General features: G+C 37.6%; 20 protein-coding genes. 3 read left to right on the forward strand and 17 right to left on the reverse strand.

The window, feature by feature from the left end:
* Positions 1-805: 805 nt before the first annotated feature.
* From gcvH to JFT89_RS16205, 3 genes are all read right to left on the reverse strand, one after another.
* On the reverse strand, positions 806-1189 hold the full coding sequence (gene gcvH, locus JFT89_RS16195) for a glycine cleavage system protein GcvH (protein ID WP_000026895.1): 384 nt from the start codon (positions 1187-1189) through the stop codon (positions 806-808).
* A gap of 41 nt (positions 1190-1230) precedes the next feature.
* Positions 1231-1596, reverse strand: a complete 366-nt coding sequence (locus JFT89_RS16200; protein ID WP_002124230.1) for an arsenate reductase family protein — start codon at positions 1594-1596, stop codon at positions 1231-1233.
* 649 nt (positions 1597-2245) lie between these two features.
* Positions 2246-2773: a hypothetical protein gene (locus JFT89_RS16205; RefSeq protein ID WP_016096597.1), complete on the reverse strand. Its 528-nt coding sequence runs from the start codon at positions 2771-2773 to the stop codon at positions 2246-2248.
* Between the two features lie 144 nt (positions 2774-2917).
* Here JFT89_RS16205 and JFT89_RS16210 point away from each other — a divergent pair, with 144 nt between their 5' ends.
* On the forward strand, positions 2918-3565 hold the full coding sequence (locus JFT89_RS16210; RefSeq protein ID WP_002068009.1) for a phosphatase PAP2 family protein: 648 nt from the start codon (positions 2918-2920) through the stop codon (positions 3563-3565).
* Between the two features lie 54 nt (positions 3566-3619).
* On the opposite strand, the gene JFT89_RS16215 is transcribed toward JFT89_RS16210, so the two are convergent.
* The 11 genes from JFT89_RS16215 to JFT89_RS16265 form a co-directional block, all read right to left on the reverse strand.
* Positions 3620-4633: a PTS sugar transporter subunit IIC gene (locus JFT89_RS16215; RefSeq protein ID WP_002089394.1), complete on the reverse strand. Its 1014-nt coding sequence runs from the start codon at positions 4631-4633 to the stop codon at positions 3620-3622.
* Between the two features lie 22 nt (positions 4634-4655).
* Positions 4656-5606, reverse strand: a complete 951-nt coding sequence (locus tag JFT89_RS16220) for an L-lactate dehydrogenase (protein ID WP_016096596.1) — start codon at positions 5604-5606, stop codon at positions 4656-4658.
* A gap of 246 nt (positions 5607-5852) precedes the next feature.
* Positions 5853-6101 (reverse strand): spore coat protein, encoded by a 249-nt coding sequence (locus JFT89_RS16225; protein ID WP_002034620.1) that lies wholly within the window; start codon positions 6099-6101, stop codon positions 5853-5855.
* 13 nt (positions 6102-6114) lie between these two features.
* A complete protein-coding gene (locus tag JFT89_RS16230) occupies positions 6115-6300 on the reverse strand; it encodes a hypothetical protein (protein ID WP_002068004.1) in 186 nt (61 codons plus the stop codon).
* A 143-nt stretch (positions 6301-6443) separates the two neighbouring features.
* The gene (locus tag JFT89_RS16235) at positions 6444-7157 is read right to left on the reverse strand and encodes a CPBP family intramembrane glutamic endopeptidase (protein WP_201040357.1); all 714 of its coding nucleotides are present in this window, start codon (positions 7155-7157) and stop codon (positions 6444-6446) included.
* Between the two features lie 462 nt (positions 7158-7619).
* Complete coding sequence (locus tag JFT89_RS16240) at positions 7620-8186, reverse strand: hypothetical protein (RefSeq protein ID WP_002068001.1); 567 nt, start codon at positions 8184-8186, stop codon at positions 7620-7622.
* 98 nt (positions 8187-8284) lie between these two features.
* Positions 8285-8842, reverse strand: a complete 558-nt coding sequence (locus tag JFT89_RS16245) for a TetR/AcrR family transcriptional regulator (RefSeq protein WP_002067998.1) — start codon at positions 8840-8842, stop codon at positions 8285-8287.
* Positions 8843-8845: 3 nt separating this feature from the next.
* On the reverse strand, positions 8846-9568 hold the full coding sequence (locus JFT89_RS16250) for an MBL fold metallo-hydrolase (RefSeq protein ID WP_201040358.1): 723 nt from the start codon (positions 9566-9568) through the stop codon (positions 8846-8848).
* A gap of 164 nt (positions 9569-9732) precedes the next feature.
* Positions 9733-11517 carry an acyl-CoA dehydrogenase family protein gene (locus JFT89_RS16255; protein ID WP_002089410.1) on the reverse strand — a complete coding sequence of 595 codons (1785 nt, stop codon included), beginning with the start codon at positions 11515-11517 and terminating at the stop codon, positions 9733-9735.
* A 509-nt stretch (positions 11518-12026) separates the two neighbouring features.
* Positions 12027-13199 (reverse strand): acetyl-CoA C-acetyltransferase, encoded by a 1173-nt coding sequence (locus tag JFT89_RS16260; protein ID WP_001206343.1) that lies wholly within the window; start codon positions 13197-13199, stop codon positions 12027-12029.
* Positions 13200-13220: 21 nt separating this feature from the next.
* Entirely contained in the window at positions 13221-15602 is a 2382-nt protein-coding gene (locus JFT89_RS16265) for a 3-hydroxyacyl-CoA dehydrogenase/enoyl-CoA hydratase family protein (protein ID WP_002067994.1), read from the reverse strand.
* Between the two features lie 237 nt (positions 15603-15839).
* Between JFT89_RS16265 and JFT89_RS16270 the strand changes: the two genes are divergently transcribed.
* Together JFT89_RS16270 and JFT89_RS16275 are read left to right on the forward strand one after the other, a co-directional pair.
* On the forward strand, positions 15840-15986 hold the full coding sequence (locus tag JFT89_RS16270) for a YuzL family protein (RefSeq protein WP_002034611.1): 147 nt from the start codon (positions 15840-15842) through the stop codon (positions 15984-15986).
* A 97-nt stretch (positions 15987-16083) separates the two neighbouring features.
* Complete coding sequence (locus JFT89_RS16275) at positions 16084-16923, forward strand: D-alanyl-D-alanine carboxypeptidase family protein (protein ID WP_201040359.1); 840 nt, start codon at positions 16084-16086, stop codon at positions 16921-16923.
* Between the two features lie 22 nt (positions 16924-16945).
* Here JFT89_RS16275 and JFT89_RS16280 read toward each other — a convergent pair whose 3' ends face one another.
* From JFT89_RS16280 to JFT89_RS16290, 3 genes are all read right to left on the reverse strand, one after another.
* Positions 16946-17863, reverse strand: a complete 918-nt coding sequence (locus JFT89_RS16280) for a proline dehydrogenase family protein (protein WP_002067989.1) — start codon at positions 17861-17863, stop codon at positions 16946-16948.
* Between the two features lie 309 nt (positions 17864-18172).
* Positions 18173-18418 (reverse strand): YusU family protein, encoded by a 246-nt coding sequence (locus JFT89_RS16285; protein ID WP_001290599.1) that lies wholly within the window; start codon positions 18416-18418, stop codon positions 18173-18175.
* A gap of 47 nt (positions 18419-18465) precedes the next feature.
* A complete protein-coding gene (locus JFT89_RS16290; RefSeq protein WP_001018862.1) occupies positions 18466-18768 on the reverse strand; it encodes an MTH1187 family thiamine-binding protein in 303 nt (100 codons plus the stop codon).
* Positions 18769-18830 lie beyond the last annotated feature (62 nt).

Below are 18830 nucleotides of genomic sequence, written 5' to 3' on the forward strand. Positions count from 1 at the left end.
TGAAATGACCGAATGTTCTAGCCGCTGGAGCTAGACAATAACGAAAAGCGGAACCGACTGTTCAGCCCTGTTGGCTAAGGTTCTTTCGCACAGAAGACGCTTTTTGTCTTCTCGTACGGAAGGTTCTTAGACATGAAGGGCTAGGAGGTGGAGCTAGACAATGAAAAGCGCAAGCGGCTCGTTCAGATTGCGAGGGGGATGGAGCTTCTGACGTAGAGGCGCTTTTTGCCTCGCAGGAAGACGCGAAGCCACCGAACAATCTAGCCGCTGGAGCTAGACAATAACGAAAAGCGGAACCGACTGTTCAGCCCTGTTGGCTAAGGTTCTTTCGCACAGAAGACGCTTTTTGTCTTCTCGTACGGAAGGTTCTTAGACATGAAGGGCTAGGAGGTGGAGCTAGACAATGAAAAGCGCAAGCGGCTCGTTCAGATTGCGAGGGGGATGGAGCTTCTGACGTAGAGGCGCTTTTTGCCTCGCAGGAAGACGCGAAGCCACCGAACAATCTAGCCGCTGGAGCTAGACAATAACGAAAAGCGGAACCGACTGTTCAGCCCTGTTGGCTAAGGTTCTTTCGCACAGAAGACGCTTTTTGTCTTCTCGTACGGAAGGTTCTTAGACATGAAGGGCTAGGAGGTGGAGCTAGACAATGAAAAGCGCAAGCCGCTCGCTCAGCATGAAACCTCCATGAAAAAAGTTTTTCAAAAACGTTCTCCTACATAATAATTAATATATATGTTTTTAAATTCATTATGTACACAACATAAAAAAGGACAGCACAAAGGCTGTCCTTTTTCTTCGACTATAATTAGTCTTGGTTTGTCATTTCTGCATATTTTTCTGCAGTTAATAACTTCTCAACTTGGCTTGCATCAGAAAGTTCAACTTTAACCATCCATGCACCCTCGTATGGAGATTCGTTAACTAGTTCTGGTTGGTCACTTAATTCTTCGTTTACTGCTACAACTTTACCACTTACAGGTGCGTATAATTCAGAAACTGTTTTAACAGATTCTACGCTTCCGAATGGCTCGTCAGCTTGGATTGTTGCACCTACTTCAGGAAGTTCAACGAATACGATATCGCCTAACTCACCTTGCGCAAAATGAGTAATACCGATAACAACCGCATTACCTTCTGTTTTTACCCATTCGTGTTCTTCAGAGTAACGTAAATTATTTGGAATGCTCATGACTGTACCTCCAGTGAATGTATTAATTATGTAAAAATACCTTATTGGTACTTTTTCCACACACTTTCAAACTGCTCTTCGTTAAAACCAAGTGTTACACTCGTTCCATCTGTTACAATTGGACGTTTAATTAACATGCCATCAGATGCTAAAAGCTCATACATTTCGTCTTCGCTTGCATCCTTTAACTTATCTTTTAAACCAAGTTCGCGGTAACGCATTCCACTTGTATTAAAGAATTTTTTTAATGGTAATTCACTTTTCTCATGTAAATTACGTACATCTTCTTTTGACGGTGGATTTTCAACAATATGAATCATCTCATATGCTACATCGTTTGCCTCAAACCATTTCTTTGCTTTTTGACATGTGCCACATTTTGGATATGAATAAAATGTTACTGTCATAAATTCACCTACTTTTTTACTAACCTTTACCTTTATCATATAGAAAACATTTTATTATTTCAAACGATTATTCGCTAAACTTTTACTTATTTCGTGATAATTTTTAATAATCCTGCTAATTTTTCTTATTTTTCCGCCATTTATTAAGAAAAAATAAATATATAATTTTTTAAAATTTTTTTCTCATCCCACGCCGAACATATATCTTAAACAAACGTTTGATTAATTTCATATTTTTCTACCCCAACCTTCGGAATACGTAGATTCTTTTATACCGAACATATACCTTAAACAAACGTTTGATTAATTTCATGTTTTTCTACCCCAACCTTTGGAATACATGAATTCCTCCATACCGAACATACCTCTTAAACAAACGTTTGATTAATTTCATGTTTTTCTACATCACCTTTGGAATACATGATTTTCTATACCGAACATATATCTTAAACAAACGTTTATCCCGCTATTTGCGGGCAGTAAGACTCCCACCTCGAAATTCGGCAAATGCGAGGAAGTTAGGTGGGAGATAACTGCCCGTAAAAGCCTGATTGGTGCGGTCTAATAATCAGTGTGGATGGACAAAACCCCCACTGATTAAAGTTTCACTTTATTTAAAAAATAAGAAGCCCTTTTACAGGCTCCTTCATCATCGACTTAAATAGTCCGAAATGGTTTGAAACACTACTATATACATATTATGAATACTTTCTTCTGTATTTCCACCATTCGATAAACCTACTCCCCATTGTTGCCCTTCGCCACTTCCAATATTTGCAAAACCTTGCACGTACATAGCATTTACATCTTTTCGTGCACTGTTATACTCTATCCCTTTTGTAATAAAAGTTGAATATGATTTATCTTGTAAACCAATAAAAAATACTGGTTGCTTTAGCGATGAAAATACATCTTTATACTGCTCTGTTGAGGCTTCTTGAAAGTGATCTTTCATTATTAGAAAACCATCCACTTCCTTAGCTTTCTTTTCCAATTCCTCTAACTTCACTTTTTCAAACTTTATATTTCTAAATGTATCTTTCGGCTTTTCACCAACAACTCCAATGACGAGTGCTCTCCCGTTATATTCTAAATTCTCTCCTTCTTTATCTTTTGCACACCCAGTACTCACTAGGCATAACAATATAAAAACTAAGAAATACAGTGAACGCTTCATATAGCACCCTCCCCCTCTTTTAAGTCAAGTGACAAAAATGTAAGGTGAATTCAAGAAAATGTAAGTAAAATCGATAGCCCAATTGGATTTTCTATATTATAATCAATTGAATTTATTTACATTACTAAAACATAGGAGATTATCATGAAGAAATCTAAACTTTCATCTCTTCTTCCGTTAAGTTATATACTTCTACTCGTACTCGTAAGTCCCCTTTACGATGTATTAAATAAATCTACTGTTCACGCAGTAGATGTCACAACTGTAGTAGATGATTGGATTCCATTTGTGAAAGCATTTATTATTCCTTACTTACTTTGGTTTCCATACTTATACGGTGCACTTATTTATTACTGTTTTGCTGATCGAAAGCAATATTATGTCACTTTAAGTAGTGTAATTCTTGGAAAACTTGCTTGTTTTTCGATTTATTTTTTTTGGCAGACAACTGTACCACGCCCAACCGTCGTTGGAACAGATGTATTTTCCGAACTAGTCCGCTATATTTATAGTATTGATCATCCAGTAAACTGCTTCCCAAGCATTCATGTCCTTACGACATTTGTAATTATGTTAGCTGCCTTTAAGCGTAGAGAACAGCATACTTTGGAATATTACATCCTTACTTTCTTCGGTACGCTTATTATTTTATCAACATTATTTACGAAGCAGCATGCATTTGTAGACGCCATTTCTGGAATGACGCTTGCAAGCGTACTATACTTTGGTGTTCAGCTATTATTAGCAAAAGAAACAGTACGCGTTCCAGTAAAACAAAATCATAAAATGTAAAAAAGCAGACTGTGGCTTCAGTCTGCTTTTCTCTATATTAAGGAGATTTTCAAATTAAGATTGTGGTACAGTCATGTCACCAGAATGAATACGACCTGCTTTTTTAAGAGCAATGTAAAGTATATAAGAAACAGCTACTGGAATGATGATATAAGTGATTACCATCGCTGGGACAACTTCCCACCCTTGGCTGGAAATTAAATTAATTGGTGCGATAAGAGAGCTTAATCCAAGACCTGCAATTTCTTTTCCTGCTTCCAGTTGGAAAATTAGTGCCGATACTGGGCCAACTATTGCACTAGCGACGACAGTTGGGACGAGAATCATTGGATTTTTAGTAATGTTCGGTAACTGCACTTTTGGAGTACAAAGTGCCTGGGCTAATATGCCACCTAAGTTATTTTCTTTCGCTGAAATAACAGAGAATCCGATAAATTGAGCAACACATCCTGCAAGTGCTGCACCGCCTGCAACGCCGTCTAAACTAAGTGCTATTGCTAACGCTGCTGATGAGGCCGGTGAGATAAGTAACAATCCCCAAACTACAGCAATCACGATAGAAGCGATAAACGGGCTACCAGCTGAACTATCTTTAATGAATGCTCCAACTGTATTTAAAACTGGGCTAATATTTTGAGCTAACCAAATACCGACTAAACCAGAACCTAATATTGCTGCAAATGGAACGAGCATCATATCTAAAGCAGTTTTTCCACTTAATCGTTTACCAATATAAACTGCTAAAGTCGCTGTTAATAATGCACCGATTGGTTCACCTGTTTTAATGATGAGACCAGCTTCAGTAATTGAAATGGAACCTGCTCCAATTGCTCCAGCTACCATTGCTGAGAAAATTACGAGTCCGTTTGCACCGAGCATAAAGGCAATCCCGGCTCCAATTGCTGGTGCCATAAGTGATTTTGCAACAACTCCGATTGTAATAAGTAATGGGATATCAACAATTCTTCCTATATTTTCGATCAGTAAACCAATTCCAAGGGATACGAAAATACCCTGTGCGATTCCGGCTGAAGCTTTAAACACACGAGACATTATATATTCCTTCATTTGTTTCACCTTCTCCTATAATTTAGTAACCAATTGTTTTCATATAATCGCGTAAAACATCGTTTGATTTTGCAAAGCGACTTTCTTCATCTTCTGATAAGTTTAGTTCTACCACTTCTCTTACACCATCTCTAGTAATAATTGCTGGTACTCCTGTACAAATATCGTATTCGCCATATTCACCATCTAAAATGGCTGAAACAGCGATAACACGGTGATCATCATTGAAAATTGAGCGCGCAATATAAGCTAAAGAATTTCCGATTCCGTAATAAGTAGTTCCTTTGCGCTTATAAATTTCCCATCCAGCTTTTGCAGTCTTCTCAACAATTTCATCTAAATCTATTTCACCTAAGCGTTCTTTTTGTTCCTCTAAAATTTGCAGAATTGATTTTCCACCAACAGTTACGTGAGACCAAGCAACCATTTGAGAATCACCATGTTCTCCTAATGAATACCCATGAATACTACGAGGATCTACATGTAACATTTCAGATAAAATAGTTCTTAAGCGAGAAGAATCTAATGATGTACCAGTACCAATCACACGATTTCTAGGTAAACCAGATAACTTCCACACTTGATATGTAATAATGTCAACTGGATTCGATGCGAGTAAGAAAATACCATCAAATCCACTTTCCATTACGCCATTCACAACACTTTCCATAATCTTTGCGCTTGCTCCTAAAGTGTCTAAACGACTTTGTCCAGGCTTCGGCGCTGGTCCTGCTGTAATAATGACAATGTCCATATCTTTGCAGTCTTCATAACTTCCTGCATATACTTTTGTTCTTGTATTTGTAAAGTTAATGCAGTGCGATAAATCCATCGCTTCTCCAACTGCACGTTCATGATTTATATCAATTAACAATAGCTCTTCGCAAATCCCTTGGTTTACAATGGAATACGCACAGCTTGATCCAACTAATCCAGTACCGATAATTGCAATTTTTCTTGTGTTTCTATTCATAGCAATCTCTCCTAATTGATCATGTGGTCTATTTCTTTTGTTCTTTACAACCCTAATTATAGAGATTCCCACGATAGAAACCATGGATACTTTGTGAAATATTGAGCAAACTTTTGTCCTTTTTGTGAATTGTTATATTACATTTTCGTCATATTTGTTACAACCGGAAAAATATTTTTTATGTATTTATTGACATATACCAAACAAAAAAACGAGCGAATCCATTCGCTCGTTTCATTCATCACACTATTCCGCACTTAATTGACTTTTCAATTGCTGTACAATCATTGGATTAGCAGGTGCTGCCGGTTTGTAATAACTTTTTTGCTTTGCGTATTCATACATATTACGTTGACGGGATTCATCTTGATTACGAATTTGAATTAACGTTTGATGTAACTGTTCATTATCAGACTGAGAAATATAATTTGCATAACTTGTTAAACTTGAATTTAACCCTGCTAAATAATCATTTACCATATCTTTTTCATTCATTTCTCTCTTCCTCCTATCCTAGAAAAGTCATTAACTGCTGTTTCGTATTTCGTGCATCTTGTGCATCCTTCTCAAGCATTTGCTTTAGCTTTGGGTCCGTACAAGCCTGTGCATACTGTTCCAATTTGTTAATAATCGTCGCATGTCCACCAATTAAATGACGTAAGTTTTCAACTTCAAGCTCTGTTAAGTTTTGCATATAACATACCCGCCTTTCTTTGTTCATTCATCATTAGTATTTGGTTCTTTTTGGATTGTATTCATTAACTTTTCCCACATATAAACAAAATAAAAGATGAATAGCTAGGCCATTCATCTTTTCTGCTAAATATTCATTCAATTTTATAAAGGAACAATCATACTTATACTCACAAGTAGGTTCCATACAATATGTAAAATGATACTAGGTACAATAGATTGTGTTTTCTTATATAACATAGCAAATACAATCCCCATAATCATTGCCGTAATCGGAAAACCACCATGAAGAATCCCAAAGATGAAGGAAGAAATAATGGTACCAACTAGAAAACTATATTTCTTTTCAAAAAATCGATACAAAATACCTCTATATAAAATTTCTTCTTTAATTGGTGTAATTATAGCAACACTTAACACATATATAATACTTTGTAGACTATTTTGAAGTCCTAAGCTCCCTAATTGATCTCGTTGCTGCTCTGCACTTTCAAAGCTAAACAACTCTAACATTATATACTGAGTTAATGCAATGATGATAAAACCTATTAATAAATACAAGTAGGTTTTCCCATTTTTTAAAACAGATACATCCCAAATGTTCTTAATAAAATGAAGCACTGGTTTATAAGCAAATAAAACAATAGTAACAACAGCTGCATCAAATAGAAGTAAATAATATCCCTCTAAATTAGCACGTAATACCTCTTCTCCAAAAATTCCAAGGGCTAAAGCAAGGAATAATCCCCCTAAGAGTGAGAACCCTAGAATGCTTGCAATCGTTACAACTAGATTTTTATATGTTATGTTATCTACTTCTCTTTCTGCATTATACGCGTCTAATACTGCTTTTTTCATACTATTCCTCCATTTGTTTTCATTACCTTAACAAAAACACTTAATACAAATATATAGATAATATAACAAAATTTTCAAAAAGAATAATATGCAATTTTACATATCATGAAAACTTTGTATTATATAGTTTTTGAAACTAGATTACTATAGAATAATTATTAGATGGAATTTCAAAAATTTCTTATCTATCCACCATAACCCTCGCATCATATAAAACTTATTAATTAAAGGAGAAATGAACATGAAAACACATGACTTCCTTACAGAAATCCAGAAGGGCTCTGAACCTAATCCCTATCAAGACCCTATCGCATTTATTTTCGTTTGCTTTTCCTTAGCCATATACACATTTTTCAAACCTGCAAGATAATATCATTTAATGAGAAAAAGCCTACGGTTCTTTTGGAATCATATGCACTAAAAAACCTTAGAATCGCTTCTAAGGTTTCTGGCTATTCATACTCAAAACGCCATACTTATAAGTAACGAAAAAATTAATAATATAACTACCAATCCGCCGGTTACTCTTGCTATAAATTTCTTTTGTTCACCCACACTGGAAACGGTAAATTTGAAGTATAATATGCCACCCACCGCAATAAGAATACATTCCAATATGATACTAATAGCCGGAAATCGCCACAACCCAAAACCTAGCATAGGTAAGTCTCCGAAATTCCCTGGAAGTAGCGGCAAATCAGCGCGGTGCACAAGTAAATCAAGAATCCAATGACTAAAAACTACAGCCCCAACAACAAAGCCACTCCGTTTGCCCCAAAATCTCATACCTACTATTCCTGCAACAAAGGCAATAAACAATGCCCCTATTAAAGAATGTGAATAATCTGCGTGAATGATTGCTTCACCATAACCATTACTATTAATAGGCTCAATTGTCTCTACTCCTAAAACATAAAGCGGTAAAAAAATGACATCCAATAATTGTGTGCTTAACATGAGAGCCCAAAGTGGTAGTTTAGGTGACTTTGTTTTCACTACTGCCGCTAAGCCAAAATGTCCTGCAAACATTTCACTTCACATCCTTTTGTAATCTTGTCTCCAGCAAACCGCAGCCTACTATACAAAAAGCATGATCAGTAACAAATTCACGTTTTTTTGCTTCCTATTCAATCTCTCATTACATGTAATCCCTTAATAAACGTTTCCAATAATACATGTAAACTTGTATCTAAATCTAGCGGCAAACCAAATCCACCTTGCTGTTCAATCGACGCAAATCCATGACAAATACTTCTGAATCCACGTGTCGCATGAAGTGCATTCTCTCCTTCTAAGCCGTACTGTTGTAAAACCTGAAGACAAAGCTTTACAATTCCGCCACCTGCTTTTCTTACTTCTTCGTCTCGTAAAAAGGTTGCTTCATACAGTCCAGGATGTTTGCGGACGAATGCTACATACGCTTCTCCTAAAGCATGAATTGCTTCATCCATACGTTTACCCTCGGCCGTTTCTTCCAGTCTGTTATGCAACTGTTTTATTCCGTAAATACCAAGATTTTTCCGTACATCTTGTAAACTTTTCACATGATTATATAGCGAGGGCGAACGTACCCCTAACCTTTGTGCTAATGAAGCTAACGTTACTCCTTGTATTCCATTGGTATCTGCAATTTCTGCCGCTGTTTCTACGATTTTCTGTAATGTAAGTCCGATTCTCGGTGACATAAATTAACCTTCTTTCCTACTTTCTATATTCCGCTTAGCTTCCCTAATAGCAAGTTTTATGACAGTGCCTGGATTCTTTATCATTTTCCCATGTCCTGCCGCAAGCAAGGAAGGCTCATATTCGCTTAACTTCTCTGCACTTTGTAATGATATTTCTTTGCTCCACGTTGCCATCGCAGGAAACGGAAACCAAAATTTCATTTGACCCGAAACAGCCATACCTCCTCTTGTTTGGAATGCATCCCCGACAATAAGAGCTTTATTCCGTACATCAAGAAACGACATGGATCCTGGCGTATGTCCCGGTGTCATAATCACAAGAAGCGATCCAACTCGGTCGCCATCTTCCAATAAAACATCAGGTACCGTTTTTACCTTTTTAGGTACACCGCCTTTTATCGGTATATTCGGTTCATCCTCTTGTAACGTCGTATCTCCTTCTAACAGCTTTGCGTCCCGCTTAGAAATATAGACTGGAACATTAGGAAGTACTTCCTTTAATGCGTCTAGTGCACCGATATGATCATCATGCGCATGTGTTAATACAATCTTAGTAATGGGTTTCCCTATGTTCTCAGCCGCCTGTAAAATACCTTTTGCGCTATATGGCAAAGCCGCATCAATTAAAGTTAAACCATCTTCTTCCTCCACAAAGTAACAATTCACAGGAAACACTCTTGGTAAAAATGACAATTGATATACCGTTTTTTCATGTATCACTCTCATATTTCCAGCTCCCTTTCCGAATAAAACTAATGCTATTAGTTTTATTATACTAATGGCATTAGTTTTATTATACTAATGGCATTAGTTTTATGTCACTAAAAATTTCATTTTTGCAAAAAAAAAAGAACAGTAGCCGTTTATACGACTACTGTTCTTTACAGCTATTAAACTGTGTAACGCTCATCTTCTAAAATTTTCGCAGCAATTTCACGTTTCTTCGGAATTACGTTAAGTGGTGTGTGGCGAGTTAATTTACGTAATGATGATAACATCATGCGCAGCATGTCGCCATTTTCAACTGCGATAAGTGTTTCTTTCGCATCTGCTTCGATTTCGTTGAATGCTTCTTGGCAGAATACTTCAGTGTATAACACTTTTTGTTTATTCTTTTCAAGACCAGTTGTTTTAATTGCTTTTTCTGTACGAAGAAGAGCTGATTCCATTGCGTAAAGATTGCTTACGATGTCAGCGATATTCACAAGAATTTCTTGCTCTTTATCTAATGCTTTACCGTATTTTTGAGCAGCTAATCCAGCTACCATTAAACCGATTTTCTTCGCGTTCTTTACTAAATATTTTTGAAGTGCTAATGGCTCATCGCCTACTTCTTCTGGCATCATCATCATTAACTCTTCTTGTAATTTTTGTGCTTTTTGAAGAAGTGGTAATTCACCTTTCATCGCTTTACGTAAGAACGTACCTGGTACGATTAGGCGGTTAATTTCGTTCGTGCCTTCGAAAATACGGTTAATACGAGAATCGCGGTACATTCTTTCAATCTCGTACTCTGCCATAAATCCGTAACCACCGTGAATTTGAACACCTTCATCTACTGTATAATCTAGTACTTCAGAACCGAATACTTTATTTAAAGAACACTCGATTGCATATTCAGCGATAGAAGCTGCTACTGCTTTACCGTCTTTTACTTCTTCTTCAGATAATGTGCTCATGCGGCTTTCGAATAAACCTACTGTACGATATACAGAGCTTTCAGCTGCATATGTTTTCGCTGCCATATTCGCAAGTTTCTCTTGAATTAATGGGAAGCGAGCGATTGGTTGTTTGAATTGTTGACGTTGATTTGCATATTGTGCTGAAATTTCTACTGCACGTTTCGCAGATCCAACTGTACCAACACCTAATTTATAACGGCCGATATTTAAAATGTTGAACGCAATAATATGGCCTTTACCGATTTCACCAAGTAGGTTTTCTTTCGGTACTAACGCATCTTCTAAAATTAACGTACGAGTTGAAGAACATTTAATACCCATTTTCTTCTCTTCAGGGCTTGTAGATACACCAGCGTAGTCTTTCTCTACGATAAATGCTGAGAAGTGCTCACCGTCTATTTTTGCGTATACGATAAATACGTCAGCAAATGCAGAGTTTGTAATCCATTGCTTTTCACCATTTAATACGTAATGCGTACCTTCTGCATTTAAACGTGCAGTTGTTTTTGCACCTAATGCGTCAGATCCTGAACCTGGCTCAGTTAATGCGTATGCCGCTAATTTTTCACCAGTTGCAAGTAGTGGTAAATATTTTTTCTTTTGCTCTTCGTTACCGAATAATACGATTGGTAAAGATCCGATACCAACGTGAGCACCGTGAGTGATTGCAAAACCACCAGCGCGCGAGAATTTCTCTGCGATTAACGCTGAGCTTACTTTATCAAGACCAATTCCGCCGTACTCTTCTGGTACGTCAGCGCCTAGTAAACCAAGTTCACCAGCTTCTTTTAAAAGACGCACAGAACGATCAAATTCGTGTTGCTCTAAATATTCAAGCTCCGGAAGAACTTCATTTACGATAAAGTCCTCTGTCGTTTTTGCAATCATTTTATGCTCAGATGAAAAATCTTCTGGCGTAAACACTTGATCAATCGTAATTTCCTCTACTAAAAAGCTACCGCCTTTAACCGCATTTCCTACTGTTTTTTCCATGAAAATTTCCTCCTTTATATTTTCATAAGCCGCTTCTCTCATTTTTGGAAAGCTGACTCTCACTTTTATTTTTCATACCCCTTTGTTGCTTCCATTCTTTGCTTTAGCGTCCTCTTGTTCTGAGCGAGCCGCTTACACTTTTTTACAATCCAGTTCCGGTGGCTAGAACAGTCGGTCGTTTCACCCCTTCCTTTGAGGCAAAAAGCGCCTCTTCGTCAGGGCTTCCAACGCCCTCCTGTTCTGAGCAAGCCACCTGCACTTTTTTATATAATCCAGTTCCAGCGGCTAGAATGTTCGGTGGCTTCGCTTCTTCCTGCGAGGCAAAGAGCGCCTCTACGTCTGAAGCTCCATCCCCCTCACATTCTGAGCGAGCCGCTTACACTTTTTTTATAATCCAGTTCCAGCGGCTAGAATATTCGGTGGCTTCACTTCTTCCTACGAGGCAAAATGCGCCTCTTCGTCTGAAGCTCCATCCCCCTCACATTCTGAGCGAGCCGCCTGCACTTTTTTTATAGTAATTCAAATACTCCCGCTGCTCCCATTCCGCCGCCGATACACATTGTTACGATACCAAATTGTTGGTTGCGGCGTTTCATTTCGTGAATAAGAGATAGTGTTAGTTTTGCTCCTGTACAGCCAAGTGGATGTCCAAGTGCGATTGCACCGCCGTTTACGTTTACTTTTTCTTCATCTAAACCAAGTTCACGAATAACTTGGATAGATTGAGAAGCGAATGCTTCATTTAGTTCAAATAGACCGATATCAGATAGCTCTAAACCAGCTAATTTTAACGCTTTCGGAATTGCAGCAATTGGGCCGATTCCCATTACTTCTGGTGGTACTCCAGCTACTGCGAATGAACGGAATTTTGCAAGTGGCTTCATGCCATCGCTCACTGCTTTTTCACGATCCATTAATAGTACAGATGCTGCACCGTCACTCATTTGTGAAGAGTTACCAGCCGTTACAGAACCGCGAACGTTAAATGCTGGACGTAATTTACCTAAAATGTCTAGCGTCGTCTCTGCTCTTACACCTTCGTCTTGTGCGAAAATGATTGTTTCTTCTTGCAGTTTGTTGTTTGATCCAACAGTACGTAATGTTACATCTACAGATACTGTTTCATCAGCAAAGTTCCCTGCAGCTAATGCTTTCGCAGCACGTTGATGACTTCTTACCGCGAATGCATCTTGCTCTTCACGAGAAATTCCATATTTCACAGCAACTTGCTCTGCTGTATGCCCCATACCCATATAATATTCTGGTGCTGCTTCTACAAGGCGACTATTCGGACGAACAACGTGTCCCATCATTGGAACTAAACTCATTGATTCCGCTCCGCCTGATAATACAGCTTCAGAGTGCCCAAGCATAATACGCTCTGCTCCGTAAGCGATACTTTGTAAACCTGAAGAACAGTAACGATTAATTGTAATAGCTGGAACATCGTAAGAAAGTCCTGCTAGCCCGCCGATATTACGAGCCATATTTAAACCTTGCTCTGCTTCTGGCATCGCACAACCGAAAATTAAATCATCGATTGGTCCTTCATAATTCGCACGCTTTAACGTTTCTTTTACTACTAACGCCCCTAGATCGTCAGGACGAACTGTTTTTAATGAACCCCTCTTTGCTTTTCCAATTGGTGTTCTTGCTCCCGCAACAATGACAGCTTCTCTCATGAACGATATCTCCCCTCGTTATTAGTTACGTAATGGTTTTCCTTTTACAAGCATGTGCTGCATTCTTGCTTGTGATTTCATCTCACTTACTAAGCTAATAAATGCTTCACGTTCTACATCTAATAAATACTGCTCATCAACTTCTGTTCCGTACGGCACTTTTCCGCCCGCAATGACATATGCCAGTTTCTTCGCAATGTGCAGATCATGTTCAGAAATGTAACCTGATAAATGCATTGCCTCTGCGCCAAGTACAAGCGCTGCATATCCTGTCTCACCAACAACTGGTATCTTTTTGCGGATAGGTGCTTTATAACCTGCTTCATATAAAGAAAGTGCTTTTTGTTTCGCATCATATAGTAAGTGATCACCATTCACACTAATACCGTCTTTATCGCCTAAGAAGTTGTTCGATACAGCTTCTTGTGCTGATGTAGAAACTTTCGCCATCGCTACAGATTCGAATACTTTATTCGCAACTTTTTGTAAGTCGAATTCTACACCGTTTGCCATTTTGTTTAAGTGTTTAATGTATAACTCTTTGTTACCGCCTCCGCCAGGGATTAAGCCAACACCTACTTCTACTAAGCCCATATAAGTCTCACTAGAAGCTTGAATGCTCGCAGCTGGTAAGCAAACTTCTGTACCGCCGCCAAGCGTCATACCATATGGCGCCGCTACAACTGGCTTAGAAGAGTACTTAATTTTCGTCATTGCATCTTGGAAGTTTTTCACAACCCACTCAATTTCAAAGTAGTTGTCGTCTTGTGCTTCCATTAAGATCATTGCAAGGTTCGCACCAACGCAGAAGTTCTTCGATTGGTTTCCAATAACAAGACCTTTATAATTTTTCTCTACTTCATCAACAGCGTAGTTAATCATTTGCGTAATATCCATACCGATTGCATTGCTCTTCGAATGGAATTCTAAGCAAAGGATACCATCGCCTAAATCAATTAAGCTCGCTCCGCTATTTTTCTTTAACACACCGTTTTTCTCTTTTAACTGCTTAAGAGAAATTGCTTTTTTGTTACGTTCGATTAGCTTATATTCACCATTGTCGTAATAGTAGCTATCGCCGTTATCATGTTTATAGAAAGTAGTGAAACCTTTCTCTACCATTTCTTTCACCCAAGTAGGAACAACTGCGCCGTTTTCTTCCATCTTTTGAACAGACTTTTCAACGCCGATTGCATCCCAAATTTCGAATGGTCCTTGCTCCCATCCGAAGCCCCATTTCATCGCTTGGTCAATTGCAACAATATCGTCAGCAATTTCTTTATGAAGCTTTGCAGAGTATAAAAGAGTCGGTGTGATAATATTCCATAACAACTCTCCTGCGCGATCTTTCGCGTATACAAGCGCTTTCAATTTATTCGCTAATCCTTTTTCTTGCTTACTTAACTCTACGGACGCGGCTTTTAATTTTTTGCGCGCTTCGTATTCCATCGTTTCAGGGTTTAATTCTAAAATTTCTTTTCCTTGTTTTAAGAAGAAGCCTTGACCCGTTTTACTTCCAAGCCATTTTTTATCAAGCATGTCATGCATAAAAGCAGGTACTTTAAATACATCACGCTCTTCTTCTTGTACATTTTCATATACGTTATTTGCAACGTGTACGAATGTATCTAAACCAACAACATCTAATGTGCGGAACGTTGCGCTCTTTGGACGACCAATTAATGGACCTGTTACAGAGTCAACTTCTCCAATGCTATAGCCACGCTTAATCATTTCTTGTAATGTTACAAGCAAGCCATACGTACCGATGCGGTTTCCAATAAAGTTTGGTGTGTCTTTTGCGATAACAACGCCTTTTCCAAGAACGTCTTCGCCAAATAGTTTCATGAAGCTTAATACTTGTGGATCAGTTTCTTTCGTCGGTATTACCTCTAGAAGTTTTAAATATCGTGGTGGGTTAAAAAAGTGTGTTCCTAAGAAGTGTTTCTGGAAGTCGTCTGAACGACCTTCTGCCATTTTTTCAACGGAAATGCCTGATGTATTTGAACTCACAATTGAGCCTGGTTTACGAACAGTATCTATTTTTTCAAATAGTTTCTTCTTTATATCTAAGTTTTCAACTACTACTTCAATAATCCAATCTACATCAGCAAGACGCTCAAGATCATCTTCTAAGTTACCTGCTTCAATCAGTGCTAAATTTCCTTTCACTGTCAGAGGAGCTGGTTTTTGCTTTAATAGTTTTTGCACAGCCGTATTACTAAAACGATTTCTCACACTTTTATGTTCTAATGTAAGTCCCTTCGCCTCTTCTTCTTTCGTAAGCGCCGGTGGTACAATATCAAGCAATAATGTCGGAATACCAATATTAGCTAAGTGTGCCGCAATCCCTGAACCCATTACGCCTGAACCTAGAACAGCAGCCTTTTTAATTTGGAACATCCATTTCTCCCCCTATTCTTGAATGAATGCTCATTCAATTTTTCGACATGAGTCGCAATCAATGAGTGAGCCTCTACTAATAAATATATGATACAGTTTGAATTTTCGCAATATATTTATTGATAAAATTTTCTGAAATAAATATATTTCTTTCATTTGGCTATGCTATACATGTGTATTTTCTTCATTAAAATGCACTTTTCCTTTTTATAATCTGACGAAACTGGAGGAATATATATGGCAAAACTTAAGAAGAACCCTTCAAAAGCTGGAATTAGCGCAGCGAGTGTAACTGGAAATGCAGGTCCGCATAATCACGGTGTTGAAAAAGGGCGTCAAAGTAATAACCAACAATATAAGAAGCATAATATGGGCGAAAAATAACGCTATATTTTTGGGCAGAGAACGTGGCATAATGATTAATGGCTGCTTTTTCTGCCCAATTTATTTGTACATATGGAAAACAAAAGAGGGAACGACGATGAAACGAACAATAATTATGATTGTAATGATCGCCACACTATTTACAGGGATGATTTTCTTCTCTTATGCGCATAGGCAACAAGTTGTAAGAGCAGATCAACCTAACATTACTGGGCAATACGGGATTACAATTGATGCAGACACAGGGGAAATTTTGTATGGAAAACGTGAAGATGAACGCTCTTATCCGGCTAGTATAGCCAAGATGATGACAACTCTTCTCTTACTAGAGAATGTAAAAGAAGATGAAGAAATTACGGTTACAGAGAATGCGATTAAAACAGAAAGTCAAAGTGCAAAGATTAAGCTTCGCTCGGGTGAAAAGTTAAAACGTGATGAGGCATTAAAACTTATGCTTATTATTAGTGCAGACCCAATCGCTGAGTCAATCGCTGAACATATTGCGGGATCAAAAGAAAAGTTTGTGAAAATGATGAATGCTAGAGCGAAGGAACTTGGTACAAAGCATGCGACTTTCAAAAACGCAAGTGGTGCTGATGCACTTGGAAATAAAGTATCACCTTATGATATTGCTATTATTACGAAAGAAGCATTAAAGTATCCAATTGTTTTAGATTATATGAATTCAACCCATACTACTCTACATACTTCAGAGCGATCTCCAAAAATCGCAAACTATGGACGAGAAGAACTCTATGACGATCCATATGCGATTGGAAGTAAAAGCGGTTTATCAGCACTCGGAAAATACACAGTCGTAACAGTTGATGAAAAAGACGGTAAACGCGTCATTAACGTCGTGTTATCTTCTACTCGTACGCAGCTATATCCTGATACGAAGAAAATGGCGCACTACGCATTTCAGCAATTAAAATAACCAAGGAGTATTTTCTCCTTGGTTATTTTTTGATCATACCTTTTAATACGAACGCAACGTTTGCTGGACGTTCTGCTAGACGGCGCATGAAATAGCCATACCAGTCGTTTCCATAAGGCACGTAAACGCGCATTTTGTAACCTTCTTTTACTAGCTCAAGTTGACGCTCTGTACGAATACCAAATAACATTTGGAATTCAAATTGATCCCTTGGAATGTTGTGTTCTTCCGCAAGTTTTTTCGTATATTCAATAATCGCTTCGTCATGTGAAGCAATTGCAGTGTAATTTCCATTTAATAAGTGCATTTTAATAATTTTTTTATAATTGTCATCTACATCTTTCTTTTCCGGGAACGCTACTTCTTCAGATTCTTTATAGGCCCCTTTTACAAGACGTAAATTAGGATTATAAGCGTTTAAATCTTCAATATCTTTTTCTGTACGATATAAATAAGCTTGAATAACAGTACCAATATTATCGTATTCAGATTTTAATTGTTTAAAGATATCAATTGTTTTTCCGCAGCGCGTATAATCTTCCATATCAATTGTAATAAACACACCATTTTCTTTTGCAGCTTCTAAAATACGGCGCATATTGTTCATTACGATTTCGTCAGAGATATCTAATCCCATAGAAGTCATCTTTAAAGAAAGCTGTGAATTAAGACCTTCTCTTCCAATTGCACGAATCGCTTCAATCGATTCGCTAGCCATTTCATTTGCTTCCGCTTCGTTATCAACGAATTCACCTAAATAATCGATTGTTACACAAAGACCTTGCTTATTTAATGCCTTAATTGCAGCTGTCGCTAATTCAATCGTCTCCCCTGCGACGAAGCGACCTGCACCAAAGCGTAAACCGTACTTTTTAGCCAGTTTTGTTAGCGCTTTATTTTTAGATAAGAAAAGAAACGAATTTCGCATTAATTGTTCCATGTAATTCACCCCTACGACTATAATTTATCTGTTTTTTACCCCTCTTCGAAATTATATCACTGTTTAAAATTATTTGATACAAATAATTATTTAGATAATTTATAAAATACTATCAAAACATTTAAAACCCTATATTCTCGTTTGTAAATATGAAGAAAATATTTTTCGACATTCAAAAAAACGAGTTTACTAGGGAAAAAATGAGCATGCCGAAAATATTCGACATGCTCACAAAACCATTTATACTTAATCTAAATTATATGAGGATATTAATAACAAAAACTTGAGGTAACATTATCTCAAGCCTTCTTACTTCTCATTTCGCTTCTCATCATTCAGCTTTTTAATATTCGTAATTAACTGTACCATCTCTTCTTTTGCATCTGGATACGTCTCATTCCAATGTTTCACTAAAGCTGGCATCGTCTTAGCCATATAAGAATAAAGTGCCCATTTCTGTACCTGCTCTTTTCGCTCTTCGTTGCTCTCTCCAAGTAATAGTTCCGTGTATTTCTCTAGCAATCCGTCAAATTGCTCGTTAAACTTTTCACTCATCTTATTTCCTCCTATATGAAAAAAGCAGCGAAGATCGCTGCTTTTTCTTATAATTTTGATCGAACAGAGTTTAATTTCTTCTCCATCGTGCTTACTTTATCACGACGATCATCGATACGAATTGTTGTTGCAACACGCTGTGCACCTTTCGTATATGGCACTTCATGCATTTGTTGAATTACTTCTAAAATGACAGGAAGATCGCCTTCAATTACTGTATTCATCGGTGTTAATTGATACTTCACACGATCAGCATTTTTCTCTAGTACCTTTTGTACTTCTGCTACATATTCACTAACACTTGGATTACCTGTTCCTACTGGAATAATCGATACATCAACAATCGCCATAATAATCTTCCTCCTATTACTGCTTTTTATATATCCATTGTCTATTTTACCGAAATCCTCAT

The organism is Bacillus sp. TH25 (assembly GCF_016650935.1).
In the GTDB taxonomy this organism is placed as follows: domain Bacteria; phylum Bacillota; class Bacilli; order Bacillales; family Bacillaceae_G; genus Bacillus_A; species Bacillus_A mycoides.